The 14,340-nt window shown below is 72.8% G+C and carries 11 protein-coding genes; 9 read left to right on the top strand and 2 right to left on the bottom strand.

The window, feature by feature from the left end:
• Positions 1–106: 106 nt before the first annotated feature.
• The 3 genes from ABJI51_RS02995 to ABJI51_RS02985 are packed head-to-tail and all read left to right on the top strand — an operon-like array spanning position 107 to position 2,045.
• Positions 107–1,042: an ATP-binding cassette domain-containing protein gene (locus tag ABJI51_RS02995; RefSeq protein ID WP_348947353.1), complete on the top strand. Its 936-nt coding sequence runs from the start codon at positions 107–109 to the stop codon at positions 1,040–1,042.
• Entirely contained in the window at positions 1,039–1,830 is a 792-nt protein-coding gene (locus ABJI51_RS02990; protein WP_348947352.1) for an ABC transporter permease, read from the top strand. The genes ABJI51_RS02995 and ABJI51_RS02990 overlap by 4 nt, the downstream gene beginning before the upstream one ends.
• 11 nt (positions 1,831–1,841) lie before the next feature.
• Complete coding sequence (locus tag ABJI51_RS02985; protein ID WP_348947351.1) at positions 1,842–2,045, top strand: hypothetical protein; 204 nt, start codon at positions 1,842–1,844, stop codon at positions 2,043–2,045.
• Positions 2,046–2,120: 75 nt separating this feature from the next.
• On the opposite strand, the gene ABJI51_RS02980 is transcribed toward ABJI51_RS02985, so the two are convergent.
• Positions 2,121–4,748, bottom strand: coding sequence for a helix-turn-helix transcriptional regulator (locus ABJI51_RS02980; RefSeq protein WP_348947350.1), 2,628 nt, complete (start codon positions 4,746–4,748; stop codon positions 2,121–2,123).
• Between the two features lie 443 nt (positions 4,749–5,191).
• On the opposite strand from ABJI51_RS02980, the gene ABJI51_RS02975 reads away from it, so the two are divergent.
• Together ABJI51_RS02975 and ABJI51_RS02970 are read left to right on the top strand one after the other, a co-directional pair.
• The gene (locus ABJI51_RS02975) at positions 5,192–8,200 is read left to right on the top strand and encodes a glycosyl hydrolase 115 family protein (protein ID WP_348947349.1); all 3,009 of its coding nucleotides are present in this window, start codon (positions 5,192–5,194) and stop codon (positions 8,198–8,200) included.
• Positions 8,201–8,374: 174 nt separating this feature from the next.
• The gene (locus ABJI51_RS02970; protein ID WP_348947348.1) at positions 8,375–11,032 is read left to right on the top strand and encodes a helix-turn-helix transcriptional regulator; all 2,658 of its coding nucleotides are present in this window, start codon (positions 8,375–8,377) and stop codon (positions 11,030–11,032) included.
• A 312-nt stretch (positions 11,033–11,344) separates the two neighbouring features.
• On the opposite strand, the gene ABJI51_RS02965 is transcribed toward ABJI51_RS02970, so the two are convergent.
• Positions 11,345–11,641, bottom strand: coding sequence for a helix-turn-helix transcriptional regulator (locus ABJI51_RS02965; RefSeq protein ID WP_348947347.1), 297 nt, complete (start codon positions 11,639–11,641; stop codon positions 11,345–11,347).
• 187 nt (positions 11,642–11,828) lie between these two features.
• Here ABJI51_RS02965 and ABJI51_RS02960 point away from each other — a divergent pair, with 187 nt between their 5' ends.
• From ABJI51_RS02960 to ABJI51_RS02945, 4 genes are read left to right on the top strand one after another with little or no spacing between them, the layout of a single operon-like run.
• The gene (locus ABJI51_RS02960; RefSeq protein ID WP_348947346.1) at positions 11,829–12,743 is read left to right on the top strand and encodes a TerC family protein; all 915 of its coding nucleotides are present in this window, start codon (positions 11,829–11,831) and stop codon (positions 12,741–12,743) included.
• Positions 12,744–12,765: 22 nt separating this feature from the next.
• Complete coding sequence (locus tag ABJI51_RS02955) at positions 12,766–13,140, top strand: bacteriophage spanin2 family protein (RefSeq protein ID WP_348947345.1); 375 nt, start codon at positions 12,766–12,768, stop codon at positions 13,138–13,140.
• Between the two features lie 37 nt (positions 13,141–13,177).
• Positions 13,178–13,795 (top strand): DedA family protein, encoded by a 618-nt coding sequence (locus tag ABJI51_RS02950; RefSeq protein ID WP_348947344.1) that lies wholly within the window; start codon positions 13,178–13,180, stop codon positions 13,793–13,795.
• Positions 13,796–13,805: 10 nt separating this feature from the next.
• Positions 13,806–14,288 (top strand): hypothetical protein, encoded by a 483-nt coding sequence (locus ABJI51_RS02945; protein ID WP_348947343.1) that lies wholly within the window; start codon positions 13,806–13,808, stop codon positions 14,286–14,288.
• Positions 14,289–14,340: the final 52 nt, after the last annotated feature.

Raw genomic sequence — 14,340 nt, 5'->3', positions numbered from 1 at the left:
CCAGTATCGGCAGCCCGCGACTGGCAAACCGCAAAAGCGGAGTTGGCGCCATGCCAGTCCCGGACCGGTGAGGATCGGCGGGTCACCGCCGAGAAAGGGGTCCGAAGTGGACGCAGTCGTCGAGACCCACGAGCTGCGCAAGCGTTTTCCCGGCCACGAGGCCCTGCGCGGCGTCGACCTGCACGTGCCCGCCGGGACCGTGCTGGGCCTGCTGGGCCACAACGGGGCAGGCAAGACCACCACCGTCCGCATCCTCGCGACGTTGCTCGCGCCCGGCGGCGGAACCGCGCGGGTCGCCGGGTTCGACGTCGCCCGCGAGCCGCAGGAGGTGCGGCGGCGGATCGCGCTCGCCGGCCAGTACGCCGCGGTCGACGGCCAGCTCACCGGCCGGGAGAACCTCGTGCTGCTGGGCAGGCTGCTGCGGCTGGGCACGCGGGGCGCCCGCACGCGGGCCGCCGAGCTGCTGGACCGGTTCGGCCTCGCCGCCGCCGCGGACCGCCCGGCGGGCACCTACTCGGGCGGCATGCGCCGCCGGCTCGACCTGGCGTGCTGCCTGGTCACCCGGCCCGCGGTGCTGTTCCTCGACGAGCCGAGCGCCGGGCTGGACCCGGCCAGCAGGCAGCTGCTGTGGACCGAGGTCCGCGAGCAGGTCCGCACCGGCATCACCGTGGTCCTCACCACGCAGTACCTGGAGGAGGCCGACCAGCTCGCCGACCGGATCGCGGTACTGGACTCCGGCAGCGTCGTCGCCGACGGCACCCCGGACGAGCTGAAGCGGAAGGTCGGTGGCGAATGGCTGGGCGTGGTGCTGGCGGATCCGGCCGACGTGGCGGCCGCGGCGGCGGCCCTCGGGCCCGCGGCGACCGACGTCGACCGCGCGGCGGGACGGCTTTCCCTGCCCCTCGACGACGGCATGGCCACGGTCGCCGCGGCGGCGGCCGCGCTCAGCCGCGCCGGGCTGGCCGTCGCCGACTTCGCCGTCCGCCGCCCGTCACTCGACGACGTGTTCCTGGCACTCACCGGCAAGGAGAAAGCCGCATGATCCTCACCGAAACGGCCGCGCTCACCGGGCGGCGGCTGCTGCGGCTGCGCCGCTCGCCGGGCGAGGTACTGGCCGTCACGCTCACCCCGGTGACGATGGTGATCGTGATGGGCTACCTGCTCGACAAGACCATCACCATGCCCGGCGGCGCGAGCTTCACCGACTTCATGATGGCGGGCGTCGCCGCCCAGGTGGCGCTGGCCGGCTTCGGCACGAGCGCGATCGCGGTGGCCGACGACCTCACCGGCGGGCTCGTCGACCGGTTCCGTTCCCTGCCGATCGGCCGGATCCCGGTGCTGCTCGCGCAGTCGCTGTGCGACCTGCTGCTGATGGCGGTGGGGATGGTGATCGCGCTGGCGGTCGGCGGGCTGCTGGGCTGGCGGATCCACACGGGACTGCTGCCCGGCCTGGCCGGCTTCGGGCTGCTGCTCGCGCTGGCGTTCCTGATGTCCTGGACGGGCATCCTGGCCGGGCTGTGGTTCCGCAAGGTGGGCACGGTGGGCCCGCTGTCCGGCCTGGTGCTGGTGGTGGGCTCGTTCCTGTCGACGGCGTTCGTCCCGCCCGACGGCCTGCCGGGCTGGCTGCACGCGATCGCGTCGTGGAGCCCGGTGAGCACGGTGTCGGCGGCGTGCCGCCGCCTGTGGGGCAACCCGGTGGCCGACACCGGGAACAGCGTCGCCGTCGTCCACGCGATCCCGATCGCCCTGGTGTCGATCGCGGTCCTGCTGGCCGTCGTGATCACGGCGTCGTGGCGGGCCTTCCGGTCGGTTTCGGAAAAAACCCCTTGAGGAGAAGAGAAATGAACGCTGTCGAGTCCACTGTGAACACTGCCGCCACGCCGGAGCCGCTGGCACTGGGCCGCCCGGAACAGCCGGTCGCGGCGATCTGCGACCAGTTCTTCGCCCACGGCGGCGCCCTCGCGAGCCGGGCGGTGCAGCCGGTTCCGGGCACCGCGCCGCTGTCGGTCGGGGAGCTGCTCGGGACCCGCATCCAGGCCGGCTGAGCCGCGGGATCCCGGTCAAGCGACGTCATGAACGACTCTTTCCTGTCATCCGATGACAGGAAAGAGTCGTTCATGTCATCCGGCGGTTCCGCTCCGGTCCAAACCGGACACGGTGAGCCTGCCCTCGATGCTCGCGGTGGCCAGGTCGAGCCGCGAGCGGCAGCCGGTCTTCGCGAACAGCCGGGTCAGGTGGCTCTCCACCGTCTTCTCGCTGATCCGCAGCGCGCCCGCGATCTGGCGGTTGGTCAGGCCCTGGCGGATCAGGGCGGTGATCCGCAGCTCCGCCGGGGACAGGTCGTCCGAGGCGAGGTGACGGCGGGGCGGGGTCACGCCGCGTTCGCGCATCCTCGCCTTGATGTTCATGCGCAGCAGGTCGCCACCGAGACGGCGGGCGATGTCGTAGGCCTCGTGCAGCCAGGGCCGCGGCTCGTCGGCGATGAACGAGGCGATCAGGCAGGCGCGCATCAGCTCGCTCTGGTTGTCGTGGCTGCGCACCACTTCGACCGCCGTGCGGGCGCTGGCCAGGTCGCGCTCGGCCAGCCCGGTGACCATCAGCTCGGCCATCTGCAGCCGGCGGCCGCCGTAGCGGCGGTACCACCTGCGGGCCAGCGTCCGCAGCTCGGCGAGCTTGTCCGTGTGGCCCGCCTCGGCCTCCAGCATCGCCAGCCGCACGAGCAGCCAGTGCATCCCGACGGGGTAGCCGCGTTCGGCCGCCTCCGCCGCCCGTTCGTAACCGCGCCAGCCCGCTTCGATCGCCTCGTCCAGCCGGCCGCTGCGCCACATCAGGCCGGTTTCGGCCCAGCTCGCCATCGCCGGGAACGGGCATTCGCCGACGTCGGCCAGCCAGTCGGCCGCGCGCCGGGAATCCCCTTCGCACGACTGGATTTCCGCGGCCAGCAGGCGCGCGTGGCAGTGCACGGGCGTGCTCGGCCGCCCGCTCAGTTCCAGCGCGCGGCTCGCCGAGAGCACCTCGGCCCACTCCCCGCGGTGGTAGCCGGTGATGATCCGGTGGTACAGCGCGAGCGGGCCGTCCTCGGGCGCGCCGTACTCGTCGCCGTACAGGAAACCGAACAGGGCGACCAGGTCGTGCCGGCCCGCCCAGATTTCGAGCTGGTCGCGCACGGACGCGGCGTCCGGTGCGTCGCCGAGCCGGAAGGCGCCGAAGGTGGCCACGAACCCGTCGAGGGTGATCGCCTCGCGGCCGTCGAACCACCGGCCGGTGAACTCCAGCGGCGGGCGGGCCGCCGGGTCGACGGCCAGCCGCGCGGTCACCACCGCGGGGACCGGGACACCCGTGTGCAGCGCCGCCAGCGACGCCGCCACCGCGACGTCGTACTCGTGCCCGTCCGGCACCCCGGTGGCGACCGCCTCGGCGACGACCTCGCGCAGCCAGTCGTAGCGGCCGATCCGGACCAGCAGCCGCAGCAGCGACCGCGTCAGCTCCGGCACGCGGCCGGGGTCGTGGGCCGCGCAGTGCGCCAGCGCGGCGCGGTACCAGCGGGCCGCCGACGCGGGCGCGGCCGGCAGGACGCGGGCGGCTTCGCGGCACAACCGGGCGACGACCTCCGGGCCGCCCTGCAGTTCGGGGCCGGCCAGCGCGGCGTGGTCGGCGGCCGTCGCGGACTGCCCCGGCTCGCGCAGCAGGTGCGCCGCCACCCGCGCGTGGAGCACGCGCACCCGCTGGTCCCCCACGGCGTCCAGCACCGCGGCGGCCAGGGCGGGGCTGGGGACGAACAGCTCGCCACGCTCGTCGCAGCCCAGCACGCCGTCGGCGACGAGCAGGTCGGCGGCCCGGCCGCAGGCGGCGGACTCCCAGCCGACGGCTCCGGCGAGGGCGAGCAGGTCGTCGACCCGGACCGTCCCGGCGGAACCGGCGAGCGCGACCAGTTCCGGAGCAGGCTGCGGCAGCCCGGCCACCCGGCGCACGAGACCGTGCCCGGACGGCAGCGCAATCGGCGCGCCCGGGTCGGCCAGGCACCGCACGCCCCGCACCGGGACCAGCCTGCCGTCCCGTTCGAGCGCGTCCCAGACGGCCAGCACGGCTCCCGGATTGCCGCTCAGGGAACCGAGTGCCTGCCGCACGGCCGGCGCGACGGCCGGGTCGACCGGGCCGCGGGCGGCGATCAGCTCGTCGATCTCGCCGTCGGTCAGCGGCCGCAGGTCGACGACCTGGTCGGCGAGCGCGCTCAGCAGCGTCGGTTCGACGACCTCGTCTTCGCGCCCGGCCGCGAGCACGGTGCAGCCCGCGTAGCGCGCGGCCGCGATCGTGAACCCGGGGTTCGGCACGGCGTGCAGGTCGTCGAAGACCACGGCCGACGGCCCGCTCTGCCGGAGCGCGCCGAACAACCGCGTCAATTCGGTGAACAAAGCGGAACCGGAAGATGAACATTCGATGTCTTCGACGCGGGAAAGCCGATCGACCTCCGCCAGCCGGGTGTCGCAGCGCGTCCCGAATTCCTCGCGGAAGGCGGCCAGCACGGCCGGAATCCCGAATTCGTCGCTTTCCGCGGGCGCGGCGGAAAAACAAACGTGAACAATCTTCATTCCGCGGTCGCGCCACTTCTGCCGCACCGCATCGAGCACCGCCGTCTTGCCCGCCCCGGCCGCGCCCCTGACCACGACGAGAACGGGCCGCCCCGCGACCTTCTCGACGGCGGCGACCTCGTCGCCCCGGCCCGGCAAGGCACCGCAGTCCCGGATCATCGGCCGCCTCCTCCCGTCCGTGGCTGCCGTTCGCGGGTGTGACGAGTGGGCGCCACACTCCTTACGCTGCCCGGCCCAATGTGGGATGAGATGTACCCCATTCGGGGGTCGGTTCTCAAATAGTCGATCACGCATATGGGACGGTGGCCGCTGCGATCACCCGGCCGGGGCGATGGCATGACCCTTCAGTGACACCGGCCACGACGGGCACGGTCACGGACCCGGCGCGCGAGCCAGGGCCGGACGCGGTGACCGGCCAGGCGTGCGTCACCGGCTCCCGACGGGCGCGTGGAGCGGCGAAACAATCGAAATCCGGACCATCCTCCGCAAATTCGGGAAACGTACTTTCGTCCCTTACGGACGTCCGCTTTGCGGGTATGCTTCCCCGGATCCGGAAATGCCCGTGTTCATGGTTGTGAACAGCTGCTGCGGCGGAGGTCCGAATGCGGTTCCCGAGGCTTTCCCTCGCGGTGGCGGCCATGACCGCCGCCGCCCTGCTGCACCCGGTGCCCGTCGCCGCCGACCAGGCCGCCGCCGATGACGACTACGTCAGCTTCGCCCCGGTGACCGGGGGGTTCACCCTCGCGGCGGGCGGGTCGGCCGCGCCGCTGGTGGTCGACGGCGGTGACCACCCCGGTGTGGTCCGGGTGGTGAACGACCTGCGCGACGACGTCGAACGCGTGACCGGGGTCCGCCCCGCCGTGTCGACCGGCACGGTTCCGCAGCGCAGCCAGGTCGTCCTGGTCGGCACGCTCGGGAAGAGCCCGGTGATCGACCGGCTCGCCGCCGACGGCAAGCTCGACGTCTCCGGGGTCTCCGGGAAGTGGGAAACCTCGCTCCAGCAGGTGGTCGACAATCCCCTGCCCACTGTGGACAGAGCGCTGGTGATCGCGGGCAGCGACCCGCGCGGCACGATCTACGGCGTCTACGACGTCTCCCGCCGGATCGGGGTGTCGCCGTGGTACTGGTGGGACGATGTCCCCGCGCGCCACCACGACGCGCTCTACGTGCGGCCCGGACGGCACACCCAGGGCACGCCCGCGGTGCGCTACCGCGGCTTCTTCGTCAACGACGAGAACCCGCAGACCGGCACCTGGGCGCCCGGCGTGTTCGGCCCCGGCAAGGCTTCCGGCTTCCCGCAGGGCCTCAACCACCTGTACTACGAGAAGATCTTCGAGGTCATGCTGCGCCTCAAGGCCAACTACCTGTGGCCCGCGGTGTGGGGCCGGGCCTTCGCCGAGGACGACCCGGACAACCACGCCACCGCCACGCGCTACGGCGTCGTGATGGGCACCTCGCACGAGGCGCCGATGATGCGCGGCATCGAGGAGTGGAACCGGCACCCCAAGGCCTACGGCGGCACCGGCGAGTGGAGCTTCGTGCGCAACGCCGACGCGGTCAAGGCCTACTGGCGCGACGGCATCCGCCGGATGCGGCAGCAGAACATCGAGGGCGTGGTCACCCTCGGCATGCGCGGCAACGGCGACACCAGCCTGCCCGACGGCGGCGGCATCGACCTCATGAAGCAGATCATCGCCGCCCAGCGCCAGATCCTCGGCGAGGAGGGCGCCCTCAAGGCGCCCCAGGTGTGGACGCTCTACAAGGAGGTCCAGCACTACTGGGACGAAGGCCTGCGCGCGCCCGACGACGTCACGGTGGTGTTCACCGACGACAACTGGGGCAACATGCGCAAGGTGCCGGACCGGACGCTCCCGGCCCGCGCCGGCGGCTACGGCCTGTACTACCACTTCGACTACGTCGGCGGCAGCCGCAACTACAAGTGGGCCGACACCGCGAACCTGGGCAACACCTGGGAGCAGCTGCACACGTCGTACGTCTCGGGCATCGACCGGCTCTGGGTCGCCAACGCCGGCGACCTGAAGAACAACGAGCGGGCCACGCAGTTCTTCCTCGACTACGCGTGGAACCCGGCCGCCCTGCCCGCCGAGGGCATCGCGGGCTGGGAACAGCAGTACGCCGCGCAGAACTTCGGCACCACCGCCGCCCCGGCCGTCGCCGGGCTGCTGCACACCTACGGGCAGCTGCAGGCACGCCGCAAGCCGGAGTCGACGAACCGGAAGATGACGCGCAGCGCCTCGGGCGCCGTCTCGACGGACGACACGACGACGCCGTTCAGCATCGAGAACTACGCGGAGCTGGACCGGGTGACCGCCGAGTGGCAGGCCCTCGCCGCGCGCGCCGAGTCGGTCCGGGCGTCGCTGCCGCAGGCCGACCAGGCCGCGTTCCACCAGCTGGTGTTCTATCCGGTGAAGGCGACGGCGAACCTCTACGCGCTGCGGCAGGCGCAGTTCCTCAACCGTCGCTATTGGACACAGGGCCGAGCGGCCACCAACGACCTGGCCGCCACGGCGGAGGCCCGGCTCGCCGACGACCAGGCGATGTCGGCCTACTACAACACCACGCTCTCGGGCGGGAAGTGGCGTGGCTGGCAGACGCAGACCAAGTTCGGCTACGGCGACAAGGACCGCTACGGCAGCAACGCGAGCTGGCAGGAACCGCCGAAGCCCGACCAGATCTATCCCGCGCTGCACCGCATCACCGTGCCGGACGCGGCCGAGATGGGCGTCGCGATCGCCGGGTCGCGGGAGTGGTGGCCCGCCGCCGGCTCGGCCGCGGTGCTGCCGGCGTTCAGCCCGTTCCAGACGCAGGCGGCGCAGTACATCGAGGTCTTCAACCGCGGTGCCACGGCGTTCGCCTACCGGATCGCCGCGCCGGTGCCGTGGCTGAAGGTCTCCCCCGCTGAGGGGAGCGTGGGCAAGCAGGTCCGCGCCACGCTCACCGTCGACTGGGCGCAGGCGCCCCGCGGGACGACCCGGGTGCCGGTCACCGTGACCGGCGCGGGCCGCACCGTCACGGTCGAGGCCGTCGTGGACAACCCGGCGAGCCTGCCGCCGTCCGGGTTCGTCGAGGCGAACGGGTACGTGTCGATGGAGGCCGACCACTACACCGCCGCGGCCGGGGGCTCCGGCGTGTCGTGGCAGCGCATCCCGGACGCGGGGCGGACCGGCTCCGCGCTGACGCCGGTGCCGCCCACCGCGCCCGCGCAGACCCCGGGCTCCGGGCCGCGGCTGGAGTACCGGATGAACCTCACCACCGCGGGCCCGGTCACCGTCTGGACGTACCTGTCGCCGCGCAACAACGTCCTGCCCGGCAGCGGCATCCGGTACGCGGTTTCGCTCGACGACCAGCCGCCCAAGACGGTGAACACCACGGCGGGCGTGGACGACCTGACGATGAACGCGCTGTGGGGCATGGTCACGGCCGACGCGGTCAACCGGACCTCGGCGACCTTCACGGTGGCCGCGCCCGGCGTCCACACCCTCAAGTTCTGGATGGTCGACCCGACCGTGGTGGCGCAGAAGTTCGTCGTCGACACCGGCGGGCTCGCCGACAGCTATCTCGGACCGCCGGAGAGCTACCGCGCCGGGTGAACGTGCATCACCCTGACGAGTGATCTTCGTCGCGCCGGTCCCGCGTCGCTCGCGCCGGAAAGCCCGGTGTGCCAAGCAAACCGGCTCCGACGGCGCCGGGCGCGTCCGGGAGCGCTGCCGCTAGTCTGGCCGGAGCCCGTCCGCGGGCACCCCGGAACGAGCAGAGCGAGAAGCGTGCAGCCTGACCGATTCGTCCCGCCGTCGGAGCGGATCGCCCTCGAAGTCGTCGAGGCACTCCGCACGCCCGGCCGTCCGGTGCTGACCGTCCTCAGCGGACCGGCAGGCCCCGACCTCACCGCGGTCGAGGCCTGCCTGACCCGGCACCTCACCGAGGACCCGCCGCCGGGGTTCGCCCAGGTGCGGGTGGTCGACCTCGCGTTCGCCGGCTCCGCCTCCGGGGCGGCCCAGCTGGAGCGGATCCCGCCGTCGGCACTGCTGCGCGCGGCGGCAGGCACGCTGCTGCTGCTCAAGGACGTCCACCTGATGCCGGCCGACGGCATCGGCTCGCTCGACACGCTGGTCCGGCAGCTGGCCACCACGAAGTCCGCCTGCGTGTGCACCGTGGGCCTGCCCCTGCCCGCGGCGGCCCGCGAAGCCTTCCACGAGAGCGCGGCGCGGCTGCACCGCGACGGCCTGCTCCACCACGTCACCCTGCGCCCGCTCCCCCGCGCCGAGCTGCCCGCGCTCGCCACCGGCCTGCTCGGCGCGGTGCCCGAGCCGCTGCTCACCGACCGCCTGTGGCAGGTCACCCGCGGCTGGCCCGCCGTGGTCGAGACGGCGCTGCGGCTCGGCCAGGCGAACGACCTCGTGCGCGTGGTCGACCGGCACGCCTACACGACCGGCGCGCCGCCGCCGTCCCGGATCTCCGGGCAGCACGAGCTGCTCACGGCGATCCGCCGCCGGGGCGCGACCGCGTGGGCCGCGGCCAAGGCGATCGCGGTGCTGCGCCTGCTCGGCCCGGCCGCCACGCGGCTGGTCGCCGAAGCCCTCGGCACGTCCGAGGCGCAGGCCCGGCACGAGCTGGACCTGCTGGCCGGGGCCGGGGTGCTGCGGCATTCCCGCGCCCGGGACACCTGGACGTTCCGGCAGCCGGTGGTGGCGATCGCGCTGACCGCCGCGCTCGGCCCGTACGAGCGGCGGCGGCTGGCCCAGATCGCCGTCCAGGCACTGTGGTCGGGCACCGCGCGCACCGCCGAGCCTGCCTACCTGCCCGACCAGCTGGTCAAGGCGGGACGGCTGGTCGACCCCGGCCGGGCGGCCGCGGAACTGCTCGCCCACGCCCGCGCCGTGCCGCCGGGCGGCGAAGAGCAGGCCCTGCCCTGGCTGCGGGCGGCGGCCGAGCTCACCGCCGACCCGGCCGAGCGGGCCCGGATCCTGCTGCTGCACGCCCGGACCGCGTTCGGCGGCGGCGACCCGGTGCAGGCGCTGGAGTCGGCCGAAACGGTGTTGCGCTCGCACGCCGCGGAGATCCCCGAAGGCGAGCTGCTCGACGTCTGCTTCGTCTACCTGACCGCGCTGTCCGAAGCCGGACGACGCGACGAGCTGGCGGAAATCGCCGGCGGCAGCGCGTCACCGGTCACCGCGGGCGGCCCGCTCGAAGGCCTGGTCGCCCGCGCGTTCGCGTTGTCGCTGCTCGGCCGCTGGCGGGAGACGCACGAACTGGTGCGGCGGATCGGCGCGGACCCCTGCTACCCCAAGGTCGCGGGCGCCGTCCGGTTGTTCGGTTCCGTCGTGGACCTGTGGCTCGGCGACCGCACGGCGTTCGACCACGACGCCGCCGAGCTGGGCCGCCGGATCGAGGCGGGCGAGCGGCCGTCCGCGGAGCTGGACGCCCACGTCGGCGCGCTGGTGGCGTTGAGCGAACTGCGTCAGGCGGACCAGCTGCTGAAGGACGCGCCGCAGGTGCCGGTCCGGCTGAGCACGCCGGAGCGGATGATCCTGACGGTGGGCGCCGGGCGGTTCGACGACGCCATGGAGCTGGCCCGCAAGCACATCGCCGCCAGCGCGGCGGGCGGCTGCGACCCGGTCGAGACGGTGCTGTTCCAGCTCGTCTCGACCATCCAGCTGTGCCGGGGCCGGCTGTCCCGCGCCCGCGAGCTGCTCGCCACGGCACGCGCCCGCGGCCCGGCCATGCCGCACCTGCTGGCGATCCCGGAGGCGCTGTACGAGCGGGCGCACGGCGAATTCGGGCGCACGGAGTCGATCCTGCGGTCGGCGGTGTACCAGGCCGAGCAGAACGGCGTGGTGGCGCACGCGGACCTGCTGTGGATCGCGCTGGCCGACATCGCCGTCCGCACGCAGCGGACCGAGCCCCTCCCGCAGTACCTGCGCAAGCTCGAGCAGGTGGCGGCCCGCATGGGCACCGAGCGCGCGGAGTTCAACCGCCTCACGCTGCACGCACTGGTGCACGCCGACAACGCGGCGGCGAAGGGCGCGATGGAACTGCTGCGCCTGCGCGACCAGCCACTGGAGCAGGCCGTGGCCCTGGAACGGTTCGTGCGCTACGGGCTGGGCGAGCCCGCGGCGCTGCTGCCGGAGTCCTACGCCATTTTCGGCGAGATGGACGCGCTGATGAGCCGGTCCTGGTCACGCACGCTGATGCGCCAGTACGGGGTCCAGGTGCCGGGCCGCCAGACAACGCTCGCGGAGAACGAGCGCCTGCTGGCGGTGCTCGTGGCCGAGGGGCTGGGCAACAAGCAGATCGCCACCCTGCTGCAGACGGGCGAGAAGAGCGTGGAGGGCAGGCTGACCCGGCTGTTCCAGCGAACGGGCTACCGGTCCCGGGTCGAACTGGCGACGGCGATCCTCACCGGCCAGTTCTCGGAAACCTGACCGCACTGAAGGCACTTTCCTTGCCTGTGGCGCAAGGAAAGTGCCCTTCGCTGCGCCAGATGCAAGCAAGGTGCCCTTCAGCGCACGTCCCAGCCCACCCGGCAACGTGCCGGGACCGGCCGGGTGAGCGTGCTCGCCGCCGGTCCGCGGTCGTGGGGGGGGGGTGGGGGGGGGGGGCGGCTTAAAAACCACCGCCCCGCCCCGGCGGACCCCCGCCGGGGGGCGGGCGGTGAGTGGTAATTCGCGTTCTAACGCGAATTACCACTCACGACAAGCCGCGGCAGACCACTCACGTGGCCTCGTCCGCGTCGTTCACGGGGATGAACGCTCGCCGGTGTCGAGGCCGAGGGCGGCGACCAGGTCGGCGACCCGGTGGTGGGCTTCGAGCGGGTGCCGCAGGCGGCCTTCCGGGTGGATCCGGTAGTGGTTGCGCCGTCCCACGCGCTCGCGCTCGAGGTAGCCCTCCGCGATCAGGTCGGCGAGGATCAGCTGCACCCCGCGTTCGGTGATGCCGACGCGCTCGGCGATGTCGTGCAGCGTCCGGTCGGGGTCCGCGGCCACGCACAGCAGGACGTGCGCGTGGTTGCTGAGGAACGTCCACGAAGCCATACCGGACACGGTAGCCCGGCCGTCCGAACTTGACAGACGAACTGGAGTTCGTCATTCTGGAGGCACGGAGGGGAGTACCCGCCCGGTCCGGCATCGTCAGTCCGGCTGCCCGCGCAGCCCGGTGCCGGCGCCACGTCCGCGTGGCCGGGGAGACCTCTGGTTCGCCATCGAACCAGAGGAGTCTGTCGTGACCGTCCCGATCTGGGCCTGGGCCGCCGTGCTCGGCGTGATCCTGCTGATGCTCGCCGTCGACCTGCTCGCCCACCGCCGTGCGCACGTGGTCGGCGTCCGGGAAGCCCTCGCGTGGTCCGCGGTGTGGGTCGCGCTCGGCGTGGCCTTCGGCCTCGTGGTCTGGCAGGTCTGGGGCGGGGAGTTCGCGGGCCAGTACTTCGCCGGCTACGTCATCGAGAAGTCGCTGGCCGTCGACAACGTCTTCGTCTTCGCGATCATCTTCGGCTACTTCGCGGTCCCCCGCGAATACCAGCACCGCATCCTGTTCTACGGCGTGCTCGGCGCGCTGGTGTTCCGTGCGGTGTTCATCGCCGCCGGCTCGGTGCTGATCGCGAGCTTCGCGTGGATCCTGTACGTCTTCGGCGCCTTCCTGGTGCTGACCGGGATCCGGATGGCGCTGCACCGCGACGAGACCGTCGACTACGACAAGAACGTCGTGCTGCGGGCGTTCCGCCGGATCGTCCCGTCCACGGATCGCTTACACGGCAAGAAGTTCCTCGTCCGCGAGGCGGGCCGCTGGGTGGCAACGCCGCTGCTCACCGTGCTGGTGCTGATCGAGGTCACCGACGTCGTCTTCGCGGTCGACTCGATCCCGGCGATCTTCGCGGTCACGCAGGAGCCGTTCCTCGTGTTCACCTCGAACGCCTTCGCGATCCTCGGCCTGCGGGCGATGTACTTCCTGCTCGCCGACCTGATGCACCGGTTCGTCTACCTCAAGATCGGCCTGGCACTGGTGCTGGTCTGGGTCGGCGTGAAGATGCTGCTGCTGGAGGTCGTCAAGATCCCGACCCCGCTGTCGCTGGCGGTGGTGGCCGCGATCCTCGCCACGGCGATCGCCGCGGGCCTGCTCCGCACGCGCGTCAAAGCCTGAACCGTCGAAAGGAACGATCACCATGCGCTCGACGAAACTCGCCGCGGCCGTCCTCACCGCCGGCCTGGTCCTCACCGGCTGCGGGGTCGCCGAAACGGCAGGCCAGGTGAGCAACGCCGCCTCGACCGCGGCGGTCTGCGCGGACGCGATCCGCATCGCGACGGCCAACGCGGACCCGGCCGACCCGAAGGCGGCAGCCGACCGCGCCCACGAGGCGGCAGGCGAGCTGACCGGCCTGGCGTCCCGTGCGGGCAACACGACGGTCGGCGAAGCGATCAACAGCCTGGCGGCGACGCTGCGCGAGACGACGGTCGAGGACCTCGTCTCGGCCCCGGCGAACTGGGTGCAGAAGAAGGCCGACCAGGTGTCGGCGCTGACGAAGGCCTGCGCCGGCTGACGCTCGGCTGGGCGACCTCCCTTCACGAGAGGACTGCATGACCGAACTCACCGGGGTGGCCGGCTGGGCCGTCGGGCTGATGGAATCGCTCGGCGGCCCCGGCGCCGCGCTCGTCGTCGGGCTCGACAACCTCTTCCCGCCGCTGCCCAGCGAACTGGTGCTGCCCCTGGCCGGGTTCGCCGCCGGGCGGGGGTCGTTCAGCCTCGGTGCCGCCCTCTTCTGGACGACGCTCGGGTCCGTCGCCGGGGCCGTGGTCGTCTACCTCGCCGGGGCGCTGCTGGGGCACGACCGCATGCGGCGGCTGGCCGGGCGGCTCCCGCTGGTCGGGACCGCCGACTTCGACCGCACCGCCGCCTGGTTCGCCAAGCACGGCGGCAAGGCCGTCTTCTTCGGCCGCATGATCCCGGTCTTCCGCAGCCTCGTCTCCGTTCCCGCCGGCGTCGAACGGATGCCGTTCGGGCGCTTCCTGCTCTTCACCACCGCGGGCAGCCTGATCTGGAACACCGTGTTCGTCGTCGCGGGCTACCTGCTCGGCGAGAACTGGCCGCTGGTCGAGCGATATGCCACGTTCTTCCAGTACGTCGTGTTCGCCGGGCTCACCGTCGCAATCGGACTGTTCGTGGTCCGCCGGATCAAGGCACGCAACGGCGTTTAGAGTCTCTCCCATGACTCAAGCCGTCGTGTCCGCCCTGCGGGAACGCGTGTATGCGACGCTGGTCGGCCTGTCGACCGTGCTGCTGCTGGTGAACTACGCGAGCGAGACGTCGGCGACCGAGGCCTTCGCCGACGTCGCGGCCGCCATGGGTGCCCTGTGCCTGGCGGGCGGGTTCGCCGACGTGAGCGCGCACCGCATCGCGCACGGCCGCTTCCCCCGCGGCCACGACCTGCGCCACATCGTCAAGGCGGCGAGCCACGTCCTGGAAACCGCCCTGCTCCCCCTGCTCAGCGTCGGCGCCGCCGTGCTGGGCTGGCTGCCGCTGCGCACCGCGCTGTGGCTCGCCGCCCTGTCGCTGGTGCTCACGATCGCCGCGCTGGCGCTGCTCGCCACGCGGCGCACCGCCGTGCGGTGGCCGGTCAAGCTGCTGCTGTTCGTCGTCGAGATGGCGATCGCGCTCGCCGTGGTGGCGGTGAAGCTGCTGGCCCACTGACGGGACGCTTTTTGCGGATTGCCAGTCCGCCCGTGGCGATACTGGCGTCCCA

The organism is Amycolatopsis melonis (assembly GCF_040064235.1).
Classification (GTDB): domain Bacteria; phylum Actinomycetota; class Actinomycetes; order Mycobacteriales; family Pseudonocardiaceae; genus Amycolatopsis; species Amycolatopsis melonis.
Note: the sequence above shows the minus strand (reverse complement) of the source record. Positions and strands in the feature narration are given on the sequence as shown.

Bases quoted from the DNA above. Each gene is read 5' to 3' on its own strand.
- ABJI51_RS02990 (WP_348947352.1), top strand. From the start codon at position 1,039: ATGATCCTCACCGAAACGGCCGCGCTCACCGGGCGGCGGCTGCTGCGG.
- ABJI51_RS02985 (WP_348947351.1), top strand. From the start codon at position 1,842: ATGAACGCTGTCGAGTCCACTGTGAACACTGCCGCCACGCCGGAGCCG.
- ABJI51_RS02980 (WP_348947350.1), bottom strand. From the start codon at position 4,748: ATGATCCGGGACTGCGGTGCCTTGCCGGGCCGGGGCGACGAGGTCGCC.
- ABJI51_RS02975 (WP_348947349.1), top strand. From the start codon at position 5,192: ATGCGGTTCCCGAGGCTTTCCCTCGCGGTGGCGGCCATGACCGCCGCC.
- ABJI51_RS02965 (WP_348947347.1), bottom strand. From the start codon at position 11,641: ATGGCTTCGTGGACGTTCCTCAGCAACCACGCGCACGTCCTGCTGTGC.
- ABJI51_RS02955 (WP_348947345.1), top strand. From the start codon at position 12,766: ATGCGCTCGACGAAACTCGCCGCGGCCGTCCTCACCGCCGGCCTGGTC.
- ABJI51_RS02950 (WP_348947344.1), top strand. From the start codon at position 13,178: ATGACCGAACTCACCGGGGTGGCCGGCTGGGCCGTCGGGCTGATGGAA.
- ABJI51_RS02945 (WP_348947343.1), top strand. From the start codon at position 13,806: ATGACTCAAGCCGTCGTGTCCGCCCTGCGGGAACGCGTGTATGCGACG.